General features: G+C 65.0%; 16 protein-coding genes. 9 read left to right on the top strand and 7 right to left on the bottom strand.

Going from position 1 to position 14,800, the window contains the following annotated elements; all coding sequences use genetic code 11:
• The first annotated feature begins 4 nt into the window (after positions 1 to 4).
• From JQ616_RS13905 to coaA, 3 genes are all read left to right on the top strand, one after another.
• Positions 5 to 487, top strand: a complete 483-nt coding sequence (locus JQ616_RS13905; RefSeq protein ID WP_212015197.1) for a (2Fe-2S)-binding protein — start codon at positions 5 to 7, stop codon at positions 485 to 487.
• Positions 484 to 2,742, top strand: coding sequence for a xanthine dehydrogenase family protein molybdopterin-binding subunit (locus JQ616_RS13900; protein WP_212015196.1), 2,259 nt, complete (start codon positions 484 to 486; stop codon positions 2,740 to 2,742). Before JQ616_RS13905 ends, JQ616_RS13900 begins: the two co-directional genes overlap by 4 nt.
• Before the next feature lie 168 nt (positions 2,743 to 2,910).
• Positions 2,911 to 3,843, top strand: a complete 933-nt coding sequence (coaA, locus tag JQ616_RS13895; protein ID WP_249136772.1) for a type I pantothenate kinase — start codon at positions 2,911 to 2,913, stop codon at positions 3,841 to 3,843.
• A 105-nt stretch (positions 3,844 to 3,948) separates the two neighbouring features.
• On the opposite strand, the gene JQ616_RS13890 is transcribed toward coaA, so the two are convergent.
• Positions 3,949 to 4,893: an ornithine cyclodeaminase family protein gene (locus JQ616_RS13890; protein WP_212015194.1), complete on the bottom strand. Its 945-nt coding sequence runs from the start codon at positions 4,891 to 4,893 to the stop codon at positions 3,949 to 3,951.
• Between the two features lie 162 nt (positions 4,894 to 5,055).
• Between JQ616_RS13890 and JQ616_RS13885 the strand changes: the two genes are divergently transcribed.
• The 3 genes from JQ616_RS13885 to JQ616_RS13880 are packed head-to-tail and all read left to right on the top strand — an operon-like array spanning position 5,056 to position 6,390.
• The gene (locus JQ616_RS13885; protein WP_212015193.1) at positions 5,056 to 5,796 is read left to right on the top strand and encodes a hypothetical protein; all 741 of its coding nucleotides are present in this window, start codon (positions 5,056 to 5,058) and stop codon (positions 5,794 to 5,796) included.
• 20 nt (positions 5,797 to 5,816) lie between these two features.
• Positions 5,817 to 5,945, top strand: a complete 129-nt coding sequence (locus JQ616_RS39640) for a hypothetical protein (protein ID WP_283812631.1) — start codon at positions 5,817 to 5,819, stop codon at positions 5,943 to 5,945.
• A 58-nt stretch (positions 5,946 to 6,003) separates the two neighbouring features.
• Positions 6,004 to 6,390, top strand: a complete 387-nt coding sequence (locus JQ616_RS13880) for a COG4315 family predicted lipoprotein (RefSeq protein WP_212015192.1) — start codon at positions 6,004 to 6,006, stop codon at positions 6,388 to 6,390.
• 121 nt (positions 6,391 to 6,511) lie between these two features.
• Here the strand turns inward: JQ616_RS13880 and JQ616_RS13875 are convergent, their stop codons facing one another.
• Both JQ616_RS13875 and JQ616_RS13870 read right to left on the bottom strand, forming a co-directional pair.
• Positions 6,512 to 8,083: a DHA2 family efflux MFS transporter permease subunit gene (locus JQ616_RS13875; RefSeq protein ID WP_349629992.1), complete on the bottom strand. Its 1,572-nt coding sequence runs from the start codon at positions 8,081 to 8,083 to the stop codon at positions 6,512 to 6,514.
• Positions 8,080 to 9,222 (bottom strand): HlyD family secretion protein, encoded by a 1,143-nt coding sequence (locus tag JQ616_RS13870; protein WP_249136770.1) that lies wholly within the window; start codon positions 9,220 to 9,222, stop codon positions 8,080 to 8,082. Before JQ616_RS13870 ends, JQ616_RS13875 begins: the two co-directional genes overlap by 4 nt.
• Before the next feature lie 112 nt (positions 9,223 to 9,334).
• Between JQ616_RS13870 and JQ616_RS13865 the strand changes: the two genes are divergently transcribed.
• Positions 9,335 to 10,024 (top strand): CerR family C-terminal domain-containing protein, encoded by a 690-nt coding sequence (locus JQ616_RS13865; protein ID WP_212015190.1) that lies wholly within the window; start codon positions 9,335 to 9,337, stop codon positions 10,022 to 10,024.
• A gap of 56 nt (positions 10,025 to 10,080) precedes the next feature.
• On the opposite strand, the gene JQ616_RS39780 is transcribed toward JQ616_RS13865, so the two are convergent.
• A complete protein-coding gene (locus JQ616_RS39780; RefSeq protein WP_212015189.1) occupies positions 10,081 to 10,227 on the bottom strand; it encodes a hypothetical protein in 147 nt (48 codons plus the stop codon).
• A 76-nt stretch (positions 10,228 to 10,303) separates the two neighbouring features.
• On the opposite strand from JQ616_RS39780, the gene JQ616_RS13855 reads away from it, so the two are divergent.
• Positions 10,304 to 10,540 carry a hypothetical protein gene (locus tag JQ616_RS13855; RefSeq protein WP_212015188.1) on the top strand — a complete coding sequence of 79 codons (237 nt, stop codon included), beginning with the start codon at positions 10,304 to 10,306 and terminating at the stop codon, positions 10,538 to 10,540.
• 76 nt (positions 10,541 to 10,616) lie between these two features.
• Here the strand turns inward: JQ616_RS13855 and JQ616_RS13850 are convergent, their stop codons facing one another.
• Positions 10,617 to 11,198, bottom strand: coding sequence for an HdeD family acid-resistance protein (locus tag JQ616_RS13850; RefSeq protein ID WP_212015187.1), 582 nt, complete (start codon positions 11,196 to 11,198; stop codon positions 10,617 to 10,619).
• Positions 11,199 to 11,385: 187 nt separating this feature from the next.
• On the opposite strand from JQ616_RS13850, the gene JQ616_RS13845 reads away from it, so the two are divergent.
• Entirely contained in the window at positions 11,386 to 11,607 is a 222-nt protein-coding gene (locus JQ616_RS13845) for a dodecin (protein ID WP_021077690.1), read from the top strand.
• A 198-nt stretch (positions 11,608 to 11,805) separates the two neighbouring features.
• Here JQ616_RS13845 and JQ616_RS13840 read toward each other — a convergent pair whose 3' ends face one another.
• Together JQ616_RS13840 and JQ616_RS13835 are read right to left on the bottom strand one after the other, a co-directional pair.
• Positions 11,806 to 12,366 (bottom strand): GNAT family N-acetyltransferase, encoded by a 561-nt coding sequence (locus tag JQ616_RS13840; protein WP_212015186.1) that lies wholly within the window; start codon positions 12,364 to 12,366, stop codon positions 11,806 to 11,808.
• A gap of 18 nt (positions 12,367 to 12,384) precedes the next feature.
• Positions 12,385 to 14,742, bottom strand: coding sequence for an Orn/Lys/Arg decarboxylase N-terminal domain-containing protein (locus JQ616_RS13835; RefSeq protein WP_212015185.1), 2,358 nt, complete (start codon positions 14,740 to 14,742; stop codon positions 12,385 to 12,387).
• Positions 14,743 to 14,800: the final 58 nt, after the last annotated feature.

Below are 14,800 nucleotides of genomic sequence, written 5' to 3'. Positions count from 1 at the left end.
CACCATGCCGAAACTGCACGTCACCACATCCGTCAACGGCGAGCCGGTCGAATTCCTGTGCGAGCCCTTTGAGACCATGCTCGACGCGTTGCGCGGGCAGCTGGGGCTCACCGGCTCCAAGGAGGGCTGCGCGTCCGGCGATTGCGGCGCCTGCTCGATCACGCTCGACGGCCGGCTGGTCTGCTCCTGCCTGATGCTCGCGGCCGAAGCCGAGGGCCACGAGATCCGGACCATCGAGGGCATGGCCAAGGGCGAGACGCTGCATCCGTTGCAGCAGAAATTCCTCGAGCACGCCGCGCTCCAGTGCGGTATTTGCACTTCGGGCATGCTGGTCGCCTCCGAGGCGCTGCTCGCCAAGAATTCCAATCCGACCGAAGAGGAAGTCCGCTTCTGGCTCGCCGGCAATCTGTGCCGGTGCACCGGTTACGACAAGATCGTCCGCGCGGTGATGGAGACCGCCGCTGAAATGCGGGAGACTGCACGATGAACGTCGTCAACAACAAATGGATCGGCCAGCGTACCATCCGGCCCGATGGCGTCGACAAGGTGACGGGCCGCGCGGCGTTTGCCGCCGACACCACGATGCCCGGCATGATCTGGGGCAAGGTGCTGCGCAGCCCGCATCCGCATGCCCGCATCAAGTCGATCAATACCGCGAAGGCCGAGGCGTTGCCCGGCGTGAAGGCGGTCGTCACCTCGCGCGACATCGTCGACTTCACGATCGAGAAGGGCGCCGTGATGCTTGGCATCCAGGACATGCGCTGGATGTGCCGCAACGTGATGGCGCGCGACAAGGCGCTATTCCCCGGTCACCCCGTCGCCGCCGTCGCCGCGACCACGGAAGCGATCGCAGCCGAAGCCTGCAAGCTGATCGAGGTCGACTACGAGGTGCTGCCCTGGGCGATCGAGATCGACGATGCGCTGAAGGCTGACGCGCCGATCCTGCACGAGTTCAACAAATTCGATGGCAAGCCCTCGAACATCATGGGTCGCATCGAATCCAAGAAGGGCGACATCGCGCAGGGATTCAAGGACGCCGAGATCGTGATCGAGCGTTCCTTCACCACGCGCCCGGTACACCAGGGCTATATCGAGCCGCATGCCTGCCTGATCTCGGTCGCCGCCGACGGCAAGACCACGATCTGGTCGTCGAGCCAGGGCCAGTTCATGGTTCGCGCGATGACCTCGATGCTGACCGGCATCCAGCAGAGCGACATCCGCGCGATCCCCGCCGAGATCGGCGGCGGCTTCGGCGGCAAGACCATCGTCTATCTCGAGCCGCTCGCGACCTTGCTCGCCAAGAAATCCGGCCGCCCGGTCAAGATGGTGATGACGCGCGAGGAGGTGATGCGCGCGACGGGGCCGACCTCGGGCTCGAAGAGCACGGTCAAGATCGGCGCGAAGAAGGATGGCACCATCGTTGCGGCCCACGGCAGCTTCTATCTGCAGGCCGGCGCCTTTCCGGGCTCGCCGATCCGCGGCGCGGTCGGGTGCAGCTTCGCGCCCTACGACATTCCGCATGTGCTGTCGGAAGGCTTCGACGTCTGCTCCAACCGCTCCAAGGTCGCGGCCTATCGCGCGCCTGGCGCCCCGATCGGCGCCTATGCCGTGGAATGTGTGCTCGACGAGCTTGCCGAGGCGCTGAAGATGGATCCGCTGGCGCTGCGGCTGAAGAACGCGGCCAAGGAAGGCACCAAGGCGGCGCACGGCCCGGTGTTTCCGCGCATCGGCTATATCGAGACGCTGCAAGCCGCGCAGAACCATCCGCATTATGCCGCGCCGCTCGGCAAGCTGCAGGGTAGGGGCGTGGCCTCGGGCTTCTGGTTCAATGCCGGCGGTGAGTCTTCCGCGCAGGTCAACATCACCGAGGACGGCAACGTCGTCGTCACCACCGGTCACCCGGACATTGGCGGTTCGCGCGCCGGCATCGCCAACATCTGCGCCGAGCTGCTCGGCATCGACTACAAGCGTGTCTCCGTCATCATCGGCGATACGCAAACCGTCGGCTTCTCCAACCTGACGGGCGGCAGCCGCGTGCTGTTCGCGTCCTCGATGGTGGTGACGCAGGCGGCCGACAAGGTGATCGCCACCTTGCGCGAGCGCGCGGCGAAGATCTGGGAGATCGACCCGGAAGCCGTGAAGTGGGAGAACGGCGCCGCGCATCCGGTCAGTCCGAACGCCGGCCAGTTCGAGCCGCTGACGCTCGCCGATCTCGCTGAGAAGGCGCCGTCGCAGGGCGGCCCGATCGGCGCCAGCGTCCAGCTCAACACCCAGGGCGCGGAAGGCGGCTTCGGCACGCATATCTGCGACGTCGAGGTCGATGTCGATCTCGGCATCGTGCGCGTGATCCGCTACACCGCCGTGCAGGATGTCGGCCGCGCCGTGCATCCGAGCTATGTCGAGGGCCAGCTACAGGGCGGCGTCGCGCAGGGCATCGGCTGGGCGCTGAACGAGGAGTACATCTACAACAGGGATGGCAAGGTCGATAATCCGGGCTTCCTCGATTATCGCATGCCGGTCTGCTCCGACCTGCCGATGCTCGACTGCGCGCTGGTCGAGGTGCCGAACCCGAAGCATCCGCAGGGCGTCAAGGGCGTCGGCGAGGTGCCGCTGGTGCCTGTGATGGCCGCGGTCGCCAACGCCGTCCACAACGCGCTCGGCAAGCGCTTCTACAGCCTGCCGATGTCGCCGCCGAAGGTGTCGGAAGTGCTGGACGCGCCGACGCAGCAGGCTGCGGAGTAGGGAGTGGTGGGCGGGTTGGGCGAAGCCGTAACCCGCCGCCCTTACGTGCATCGTATTGCGGCGGGTTAGGCTAACGCTAACCCGCCCTACGGTTCTGGCCCATTGACGTTTCTGGATTCCCCCCGGCAAGATCGATCGGATGCATCAGGCTCACCGTGACGGATGAGAATGACCCAGCCCGACGAGCTGTCCGCCTACATGATCTTCAGCCGCAGTGATTGGGCGGCGTTGCGCGCCAGCACGTCGCTGACGCTGTCTGACGCCGATCTCGCGGCGCTTCGCGGCCTCAATGGGCCGATCACTTCAGCCGAAGTCAGCGACGTGTACCTGCCGCTGACGCGCCTCTTGAACCTGCATTTCTCGGCGGCGCGCAATCTGATGCAGGTCAAAGCGGAATTCCTCGGCCGGCCGGCACGTCGCTCGCCCTACATCGTGGCACTGGCAGGCAGTGTCGGCGTCGGCAAGAGCACCTTTGCCCGCGTGCTCTGCGCGCTGCTGGCCGGCTGGGTCGATCACCCGCGCGTCGAGCTGGTGACGACCGACGGCTTCCTGCTTCCCAACGGCGTTCTCGAGGAACGCGGCCTGATGCGGCGCAAGGGCTTTCCCGAGAGCTACGATCTGCCGCGGATGCTGCGGTTTCTCGCGGCCGCAAAGGCAGGTGAAGGCGAGCTCGAGCTACCGGTGTACTCGCACCTGATCGGCGATATCGTGCCGTCGGAGCGTCAGGTCATCGAGCAGCCGGACATCCTGGTCTTCGAGGGCCTCAACGTGCTCCTGGCACGCGGTACGGCACCGGTGGTGGTGTCGGACTTCTTCGACTTCTCGATCTATCTCGATGCCGATGAGGCCGACATCCAGTCCTGGTATGTCGAGCGCTTCCTCAGGCTGCAGCCGACCGCGTTCCGCAATCCTGCCTCCTATTTCCACCACTACAGGGACCTGCCGCCCGACGACGCGCGGAAGGTCGCGGAACGACTGTGGCGCGAGCATCACCGCGCCAACCTCAGGGAGAACATCCTGCCGACGCGGACGCGCGCCGACGTCGTGCTGCGCAAGCGCGCCGATCATTCGATCGGCGAGGTCTGGCTGCGGGAGACGTAGTGGCGCAGCGTAGGGCGGATTAGCCGAAGGCGTAATCCGCCGTCTTTCCGCGGATCGCGCAGCGGCGGGTTACGGCTTCGCCTAACCCGCCCTACGTTTCCGTCGTTACTTCAACGCCTTCCCCAACCGCGCAAACACCGTTTCGCAGGTCATCAGATCGAGATGGCCGCCGCCGGCATTCTTGAAGAAGGTGATGTCGTCGGCCGACGTCCGGCCTTTGACCGCACCGCTCGCGAGGTCGTAGTGATCGCCGAGCACGTCGCTCTCCTTGATCGCGCCGCTTGCGATCGGCGCCAGGATGTCGCCGACGCCGTCGAAAGCGGATTCGCGGCGGTCGACGAAGATGCGCGAACGGCGCGCCGCCTCGTCGTCGGCCTCGCGGGTCTCCGGCGTAAAGCCGCCGACCAGGTCGAGATGGGTGCCGGGCCGCAAATGGGCGCCCTTGACCAGCGGCTCGCGCGAGCGGGTGCAGGTGGTGATGATGTCGGCTTCACGGGTCGCGGCGTCGAGATCGGTGACGGCTTCGGTGGCGATGCCGTCGCTTTCCAGGAGCGCGGCGAGTTCTTGCGCGCGCTCGACGGTCCGGTTCCAGACTTTCACCCGCCGCAATGATGGCCGCACCGTGCGGTGGCCGCGCACCAGCCAGCGCGCCATCTCGCCGGCGCCGACGACGAGCAGCGTCTCGGCATCCCGCCGCGCCAGATGCTTGGCACCGAGCGCGGAGTCCGCGGCGGTCTTCCAATGGGTGATCTCGGCGGCGTCCATCACCGCGAGCGGCTGGCCATTATTGCCGTCGAACAGCACGCAGACCGCCTGCACGGCGGGCAGCTTGCCGTGGGCGAGGTTGCCCGGGAAGCTGGTGTAGAGCTTGGTCATCATGAAGCGGCCGGCATCGACCGCGCTGCGCGTCACCAGCTGCTGGCCCTTGTCGTCGCCGAGATAGCCGTCGCGCACTGCGATCTTCGGCCGCCGGTGGGCGGCTTCGATCGCCTCGATCAGGATCGGAAAGGTCAGGACGCGGTTGACCTCGCTGTCGTCGACAATATGCACGTGTGTCTCTCCTCGGGCGCCCCTGCGCTCCGCCTCGGGCGCACCCGGCGCGCCAAAAAACGGTCCGGACTGGATAGCGCGTGGGGAGGGCCAGTCAACCGGACATGCACCCCGTCCCTTGCTATCCTGCGCTCCTGATTCTCTCGCAGGTCCCAGCAAGCCGTGGTCGCATTCGTCGTCGCCGTCCTGATCTTCATCCTGCTGAGCGGCGCGGCGCTTGGGACCATGGCGATGCACGTCCGGTTCGCCGATCATCACCGCAGCGACGAGACCAACACCTCGGTGCGGCTGGTCGCGACGCTGTTCTTCACCATGCCGTCGCTGCTGCTCGGCCTGATGATGAACAACTCGGCCAACACCTATGTGGCGGTCGATCGCAATCTGCATGTGTTCGCCACCGACCTCATCCTGCTCGACCGCAGCCTGCGGCCGCTCGGGCCGAGCGCCGACGAGCCGCGCAAGCGGCTGCTCGCCTATGTCGAGCAGGTGCTCAAGGATGTGCCGATCTCCAGGGCGAACGAAGTGTCCGAACATCTGCTCGACGAGGTCGGCGCCAGCCTCCGCGAGCTGCGGTTCGACGACGAGCAGAAGGTCGCGCTGTGGAACGACGCGCGGTCGGTCTACCGGCAGGCGGTGCAGCAGCGCTGGACCTTTGCCGAGCAGTCCGACGGTTCGTTCCCGTCGCCGCTGATCTGCATCCTGGTCGGCTGGCTGACGTTGATGTTTGCAACGCTGGGCTTTCGCGCGCCGCGCAACGCGGTCGTGATCTCGACCTATGTCGCCGCGGCGGCGTTGGTCTCGGCCGCGATCTATTTGATCCTGGAAATGAGCACGCCGTTCTCCGGCCCGATCCAGATTTCCGACCGCCCGATGGTCCGTGTGGTCGAGGAGATCAGGCGCTAGAGCGTTTTCGAGCGAAGTCGATGCCGGTTCGCGTGAAGAAAACGCGTCAAAAAGAAGCCTTGGCTGCCGGTATCGGCACGCGCCCCTGGCTTTATTCCCCACGCATTTATCGCGATCTCGAAATTCTTTCCGCGCTGCTGGCGGAATAGTGCAGGCCTTCGCGCGTCCTAACGCATGCAAGCCAGTTGCATTCGAAAGGGAGACATCATGAAGACATCGATCTCGCTCGCGCTCGCCACCGCCATGTCGTTTGCGTTCGCCTCAGCCGCCCTTGCCGCACCGCCGACCAAGACCGGAACGACGGCGAAGGGCTCCGTCCTCACCGACACCAAGGGGATGACGCTCTACACTTTCGACAAGGATACCGACGGCAAGTCGGCCTGCAACGGGCCGTGCGCAACCAACTGGCCGGTGCTGAAAGCCGAAGCCAGCGATAAGGCCGAGGGCGGCTACACCATCATCTCGCGTGACGACGGCTCCAAGCAGTGGGCCTACAAGGGCAAGCCGCTCTATACGTTCGTCAAGGACCAGAAGGCCGGCGACATCACCGGCGATGGCTTTCTCAACGGCGCCTGGCACCTCGCGCAGCCCTAGGAGTCGCGGCTTTGTAGGGCGGATTAGCCGAAGGCGTAATCCGCCGTCCTTCAGCAGTGGAGGGGCGGCGGGTTACGCTATCGCTAACCCGCCCTACAATGTGGATCGATAACCCGCCCGCTCACCGCGCATTTGCAGGCGCGGGTTGCCGCAGCAGCAACACAATCGGCATGATCGTGATCAGCAGGATTCCGAGCATCCAGAAGCAGTCATTATAGGTCATCACCAATGCCTGCTTCTCGATCACTTGCGACAGCTGCGAGATCGCACGCAATCGCGCCGTCGCCGCGTCGATGCCCTGCGCAAGACCGTCGGCCGCCAGCCGCGCCTGTCCGAGCAGCGAGTTGGCCGTGACGGATTCGCGAATGGTGTCGGAGTGCACTGCGGTGCGCACGTCGATGAACAACCCGCTGAGCGCAAGCCCGATCGATCCGCCGAGGTTGCGCGCCATGCTGTAGATGCCGGCACCGTCGGCGGCGTTCTCGCGCCCGATCGCGGCCATCGCGAGCTGATTGAGCGGCATGACCGCCAGGATCTGACCGACCCCGCGCATGATTTGCGAGAGCGTGAAGTCGCCACCGGCGCTGTCGGGGCTGAGGTGGATGTCGACGAAGCAACTCGCGGCGAAGAACGCCAGGCCAAGCGCGGTCATGAGACGTGCATCAAGCCGGCCGACGATGCGCGGCAGGATCGGCATCAGCAGGATGAGGGGGAGCGCCGACAGGGCCATGATGTTACCGGCCTGCCGCGGGTTGTAGCCGGAGATGCCGCTCAGGAACTGCGGCACGACGTAGGTTGTGCCGTAGACACCGGCGCCGATCACCAGCGTGATCAGGGTGGTGCTGGCAAATGTCCTGTTCCGCAACAGCGTCAGGTTGATGACCGGCTTGGCGCTGGTCATTTGCGCGATGAAGAGCGCGGCGAAGCCGGACAGCGAAGCCAGGCAGAGATAGACGATCTCCGAGGATTCGAACCAGCGTTCGCGCTGGCCTTCCTCCAGCACGACCGTCAGGCAGCCGAAGGCGACCGCCATGCCGACGATGCCAAGCCAATCCGCCTTGGCCAGCTGGTTGAGGTCAGGCTTCTGTGCGGGAAGTCCGAGGCTGAGCAGCGTCACCAGTGCAATGCCGACCGGCAGGTTGAGGAAGAAGCACCAGCGCCAGCTGACTTCCTCGGCGAGATAGCCGCCGATCACTGGCCCCAGCACCGGCCCAAGCACCACGATGATCCCGAAGATGCTCATGCCGACGGGCATCTGGCGCAGCGGCAGCCGCGTCCGGATGATGACCTGGGCGGTCGGAATAAGGGCGCCGCCGAAGAAGCCTTGCCCGACGCGGCCGATGATCATCTCAGCCAGACTGTGCGACACCCCGCACAGCATCGAGAACAGGACGAAGGCCGATGTCGTGATGATCAGGAGCTGGCGCAGCCCCAGCATCCGGGTCAGCCACGCCGTCAGCGGGATCATGATGACTTCGGCGACGAGATAGCCGGTGCCGATCCAGGTGCCTTCGGTGCCGCTTGCGCCGACCTCGCCCTGGATCTGGGGCAGCGCGGTGTTGGTGATCGAGGTGTCGAGCGTCGCCATGAACGCGCCGAGCGCACCGGCGAGCACCGCGATCCAATCGACGAGACTTGCGGACTCCGCAGGCAGCTCGGTCCCGCCGGCGCCGGCCGCGGCCGGCCCGCTCACGAGGCGCCTCCGCCGGCGTGCGCCGCTCCCGGCTTGGTGTTGACGGAGACTTCGATCGACAGGCCGGGGACAAAGGCCGGCGCCGCCGCGCGGGGGGCATCGACGCGGATGCGCACCGGCACGCGCTGCACGATCTTGGTGAAGTTGCCGGTGGCGTTCTCCGGCGGCAGCAGCGCAAACCGGGCACCGGTGCCGGGCGCGAAACTGTCCACCGTTCCGGTCAAGGGCAGGTTCGGATAGGCATCGACGCTGATCTCGGCCGGCTGGCCGGGCCGCATGTTCTCGACCTGGGTCTCCTTGAAATTGGCCACCAGGTAGATCTGCCCGGTCGGCACCACCGTCAGCAGCTTGGTGCCGGGTTGGGCAAACTGGCCGAGCTGCACCGTGCGGTCGCCGACCCTGCCGGCGATCGGGCTGCGCACTACCGTATCGCTGAGATCGATCTCGGCCTGGGCCAGGCTCTCCTTGGCCGCGACCAGTTGCGCGTCGGCTTGCGCCAATTGCGCCTTCAGCGTCGCGATCTTCTGGCGCGCCGCATCGAGGATGGCTTGCTTCAGCGTCACGGTGGAGCGCGCCTGGGCCAACGTGCTTTCGGTTTGGTCGTTCTTCTGTTGGGTCCCGAAGCCGCGCGCGGCGAGGGATGACGACCGCTCGAACTCCTTTTCGGCGAGGCTCGAATTGACCTGTGCGGTCTCGACGTCGGCCTGCGCCTGCGCGATCACGGCGTCCTGCTCGCGCAGGTCGGCCGTGCCCTTGGCGATGTCGGCCTGGCGCGCGTCCACGGTCGCCCGGGATTGGCGCACGATCATCTCGTAGCGGCGCGGGTCGATCTTCACCAGCGGCTGTCCGGCGGCGACCTCCTCATTGTCCTTCACATAGATTTCCGAGACCTGGCCGGCGACCCGCGGCGCCATCGCCACCTGGTCGGCCCGCAGATAGGCATTATTGGTGCTCTCGATGTAGCGCCCGACCGCATACCATTGCCGGGCGTAGATGCCGCCGCAGGCAATCACCAGAAATGCAATCAATCCCAACAGGATACGCATCCGGCTCCGCTTCTTCGGCGGGGCTGTCGGGGCGGCTTGTTGCCCGCGCTCGGGGACGTCGCCGACCTTCTTCAGGGCTGTGATGCTGCTCATGGCAGGCCGCTCTCCGGAGATTTATTCCACTTGTATAAATTATTCCGATTGGAATATTTATGTCAACTGGAATAATTCTCGCGTCGTGCTATGGATGGGCACGGAGGATTGAATGGCGGTTCTGAGACGGCGGAAAACGGAAAGCGGATATCCGCGCGGGGAGGAGACCCGGGCGCGGATCATCCGGGCGGCGCTGGACTTGTTCGGGGAGCGCGGCTTTGACGGCGTCTCCACGCGGGACATCGCAGCGCAAGCCGGCGTTCCGGCACCGTCGCTGCAGTATTATTTCGAGAACAAGGAAGGGCTCTACGCAGCCTGCATCGAGGACATCCAGATGTCGGCAAACGCCGCCGTCGGCCCGGCGCTGGAAGTCGTCGAGAAGCTGCTGCACGACAAGGCGAGCGCCAGTGCGCTCATCGATGCCTATTGTTCCAGCCTCGACGGGCTTGCCGACTTCCTGTTCGCGTCACCGGACGCCACGAGCCGCGCGCTTTTCATTGCGCGCCGGGTCATGCCGATGAAGGCCACCATGATGCGCTCGGACCTCTCGAAGGGATCGGGCTCGCGGCTGCATGATTGTTGTAGCAGGATCATCGCGCATATTTCAGGCGGCGCGGTGAACGAAGAAGAGAGCCGGATGATGGCCGTTTCCATCAACGGCCAATTGCTCACGTTCCATTTCGCGCGGGATCACCTCAAATTCCTGCTGGGCTACGACGAAATCACGCCGGAGCGGCTCGCGGATCTCAAGGCAATCGTACGCAGGCAAACGACCGTGCTGCTGAAAGCGTGCAAGCGATAGATGAAAGGCCGATCGGCAAGAGGTCGAACGATCAGTCGGCCTCTGGCTCGCGCTCGCTAGCGGCCGCCGCCACCGCCACCGCCGCCTCCGCCACCACCACCGCCTGCGTTCAGCAGGCTCTGATTGTAGCGCGGGTCGGATTGCTTCATGTAGGCCGGCGAGGTGTCGCGGTTGCGGGCTCGGCCGAAATCGGCTTGTGCCACAGGCTGCCCGCATCCTTCCGTGAATAGGACGAAGCTGCAGGGCGGAACGATGCGCGGCTGAAATGCATGGGCTGCGGTGGTCGTCAGTGCCGTGGTGGCGATGGATGTGGCGAGCACCGCTGTTGCCGCGAGCGTGGTGGTAGTCGCTGCGGTGAACAAAGCTGCTGATGAAAATCTCGATCGTATCGACATAGGAAATTCCATCCTTCGGTTCGGCGATACCGGAATGGCCCGCTCGCAAATTGGACGGGGCCTGATGGAAGTGGGTTCGAGAAGGAAATCGCGATTTGGCGATCGGCACACGACAACGTGAAGGCGCTGCGGCTCGCGCCGCATGCCGCGTCGGGGAGTAGGCAGCGCGCCGGCTGTTCGGCCGGCGCCGTCCGAGTTTACGCCCTGCGCTTGAGCGCCATACCCATGCTGATCCAGCTCACGCCGGCGCAGATCAGATCGACGCTGAGGAAGATGCCGAGCACGTAGAGGCTCGACACCGGCCAGTGCGCCAGGATCATGGCGCCCAGCACCAGCGTGATCAGGCCTGAGATCGCAACCATTCCCCACGGCGCTTCCGACGTCATGCTGAAAGCAAGGAAGACGCGGACGATGCCGGAGACGACGAGGGCGATGCCGAGGAACAGCGTCAGCGTCGCCGCGGCGAGCAGCGGGTTCTCGAAGGTGATGAAGCCCGCGACCACATAGAGCGCGCCGAGCAGCAGCCAGAACAGGAACTTGCCCCAGGTCTTGAACTGGAAGGCGTTGATGATCTCGGCAACGCCGGCGACGATCATCATGGCGCCGACAAACAGCACGCTGACGACGGTGGCGAACAAGACGCTGCCGAAGGCGAGCACGCCGGCGATCAGGTAGATCACGCCGAGGGCGACGATCCAGCCCCACTTGGCGCGAAGGTGGGCAAGCCCGGATCCGAGGCTGTGAGGAGGGGTGGCGGGTGAGCTGGACGCTGTCGACATCGTATCGCTCCCGAATGCTTGACCAGATTATGCTACCATAGGTCAAGGCGCGGACAAAGGCAGGTGCAGAGGCTGGCACCAAACGCGCCGCGATACGTTGATTCAAATCAATCGGTGTGTTGCCGCGCAGCATTTGTCTGCTTGACGGCAGCCGGTCCGGATCGCGCATCCACAGAGGAGGTTCGACATGCCCACGACGCACGACAAGGATCACGTCTACAAGATCCTCGAACTGGTTGGATCATCGGACAAGAGCATCGAGGCGGCGATCGAGAACGCGGTGAGCCGCGCCTCGAAGACGATCCGGGAGATGAAATGGTTCGAGGTGGTGCAGACCCGAGGCCATATCGAGGGCGGCAAGGTCGCGCATTACCAGGTGACGCTGCGGGTCGGCTTCACGCTGGAGTAGGGTGGGCGATCGCGAGAATGCGGAAGTGTGACTCCGGGCCGTGCAACATATTCGATGTCGTTCCTGCGAAAGCAGGGACCCATAACCACGAATGATCATCGTTGCGCGAAGTCGAACGACGAGTCCCATTCGCCACATCCGCCGCGGAGTATGGGTCCCTGCTTTCGCAGGGACGACGGCGGATGGTGTGGTCTCCCATCACCGCCGCGACAGCGGCGCGGGCGGGGGCGGGGCGGTCGAGCCGGCGGCGAGCGAGCGTTGCACCATCACGGTGTCGGACCAGCGGCCGTAGCGATAGGCGACACCCGGTAGATGACCGACGCGGGCGAAGCCGAAGCGGTCGTGCAGCGCGAGCGAGGCGGCATTGTCGCTGTCGATATAGCCGATCATCTGCCGGAATCCGGCGGCCGCGCAGGTGTCGACCAGTTCCTGCAGCAGCTTGCCGCCGACGCCCTTGCCGGTGAAGCGGTGGTGAATATAGATCGAGTGCTTCACCGTGTAGCGATAGGCCGGGCGCTTGCGGAACTGGACGACATAGGCGTAGCCCACCACCTCGCCGTCGCACATCGCGACCAGGTGCGGCAGGCGGGTGCTGCGCAGGTTCTTGCGGCGGTCGCGCAAATCGTCGGGCTCCGGCGTACCGCTGTCGTCGACGCTCTCCTCGATGCCGTGGCGGATGTGGTGGCGGTAGATCGACAGCATCGCATCGACGTCGCTGTCACGCGAGGCGCGGACGGTGATCTTGTGATCATTCTCCATTGTGCAGCGTCCGTTCGTCTATTCGGACACGACATAGGTGTAGAAGCGGACCCGGCCGGCGTCGTCGATCTCCTTGTAGATGCCCTGCACCTCGACCTCGAAGCCGGGGAAGGCATTGAAGCTCGCCTCGAACATCTTGAGATAATCGATCATCGGCTTGCTGCGTTCCGACAGCCGCTCGCCGGGCACGATGGTGGCAATCCCAGGCGGATAGACCACGAACGGCGTCGCGGCGATGCGGCCGAAGATCTGGTCGATCGGCAGATAGTCGACGTCGTTGCGGATCAGATATTGCGCCGCCTGGCGCGGCGACATCGCGATCTCGGGCAAATGCTCGGGCAGGAATTGCTTGGCCTGCAGCGTGCTGACGCCGCCGTCGCGGAAGAAGCGGTGCATGTCGCCGCAGAGGTCGCGTAGCCGCACTCCGGTGTAGCGTTGCGGCCGGCGGCGGAAGAATTCCGGGATGACGTCCTCGACCAGCGCGTTGTCGTCGTGCAGCTTCTTGAAGGCGACGAGCCCCGACACCAGCGTGCCGGCCTTGCTGGCCTCGACACCGGGCGTCAGCAGGAACAGCAGGGAGTTGAGGTCGTTCTTCTCGGCGACGATCTGGTTCTCGCGCAGATATTGCGCGACGACCGGCGCGGGGATGCCGTGATCGGCATAGGCGCCGGTGGCGTGATCGAAGCCCGGTGTCAGCAGAGTGAGCTTGTTCGGGTCGGTCATCGCGAAGCCTTCCGTCAGCTCGGGGAAGCCGTGCCAGGTCTCGCCCGGACTGAGCTGCCAGTAGGACGGATTGGTCGCGAGCTGATCGGTCGAGATCGTCTCCCACGCGACATTGTGGACGCCGCCTTCGCGGGCGACGTCGGGGATCTTCACCCGGTCCGGCACGAACGGCTCGAAGAACCAGCGCCGCTCCGCGCGCGTCTCCTTCTCCTCAAACTCGCGCTTCACCGCGCGGATCTTCTTGCGCAGCTCGATGCCGAGCCGGATCGTATCGTCCCACAGCACCTCGCCGGAGCGGCCCTTCATCATCTGGGCGCCGACGTCGAGCGAGGCGAAGATGGGATAGAACGGCGAGGTCGAGGCGTGCTGCATGAAGCTTTCGTTGAAGCGGCGGTGCTCGACCCGGCGCTTCTGGCCCTTGATGTGGCGGTCGCGGATGTGGATCTGCGAGGCCTGCGAGAAGCTTGCGAGCTGCTTGTGGGTCGATTGGGTGGCTATGATGCCGGGCGCCTCCGGGCCGAGATTGGAAAGCCCCATCGCGAAGCGGCCGGCATAGATCGGGTGGAATTTCATGAAGCCGGCCCAGGCCTCGTCGAACAGGATGTAGTCGCAGAGATGGCCGATCCGCTTCAGGATCATCTCGGCCGAGTGGATGGTGCCGTCATAGGTGCACTGCTCGACCACGGCGACGCGGAACGGGCGCTCCTTCTTCCAGGCGTTCTCGTCCCTGACCAGCGGGTGCTTGCGGATGTGGTCGCGCAGCGTGCCCTCATCGAGCAGGTCCCAGCGCATCGGGCCGATCAGGCCCCAGGCGTTGCGCACGGTCGGCACATAGACCGGGATGCCGCCGCCGATCAAAAGCGCGCCGTGATGGGCGGCCTTGTGGTTGTTGCGGTCGAACAGCACGAGGTCGCCGTCGGTGACCAGCGATCCCAGCGCGACCTTGTTCGAGGTCGAGGTGCCGTTGAGCACGAAATAGGTCTTCTCGGCGCCGAAAATCTTTGCCGCTTCCTTCTGCGCCCGCAGCGCCGGCCCCTCATGGGTCAGGAGGTCGCCGAGGTCGAGCACGGAATTGTCGAGGTCGTCGCGGAACACGGCTTCGCCGAGATGCTCGACGAACACCCGGCCGATCGGGCTGCGGCTGTAGAACACGCCGCCATTGTGGCCCGGGCAGGTCCAGAGCTGGTTGCCTTCCTCGGCATAGTCGACCAGCGCGCCGAAGAATGGCGTCTTCAGGTTCTCGGCATATTGCTTCAGCCTGGAGATCAGGTTCTTGGCGATGAAGGACGGGGTTTCCTCGGAGAGGAACACATAGCCGTCGATGAAATCGAGCACCTCGACCGGCAGGTCCTCGAACCGCTTGCGCCGGATCAGCAGGAGGATCGGGAAGTCCAGCCCCCGCCGGCGCATCAGGTTGATCAGCGCCGCGGTTTTGCCCTCGAGACCCTTCTTGCCCCAGTCGACCACCATGCAGCCGATCGCGGCATCGGTCTGCACCGCGATCTCGGCGTCTTCCAGCTTGCGGGCGCGGACCACCTCGAAGCCGGAGCGCTCGATTTCGGTGATGATCTGGTTGAATCTGATGCCTTCCAGGTCGTCGGCCTCGAAAACCGGCGCTGCGAACAGGAAGTTGAAGCGTTTGAAATAGTCCATGCGTGTCCCCGAACTGGTCCGGCGCTGACGTGTCGGCACAATTCATGACAAACAGATG

The sequence above is a fragment of the Bradyrhizobium tropiciagri genome (assembly GCF_018130545.1).
In the GTDB taxonomy this organism is placed as follows: domain Bacteria; phylum Pseudomonadota; class Alphaproteobacteria; order Rhizobiales; family Xanthobacteraceae; genus Bradyrhizobium; species Bradyrhizobium tropiciagri_A.
Note: the sequence above shows the minus strand (reverse complement) of the source record. Positions and strands in the feature narration are given on the sequence as shown.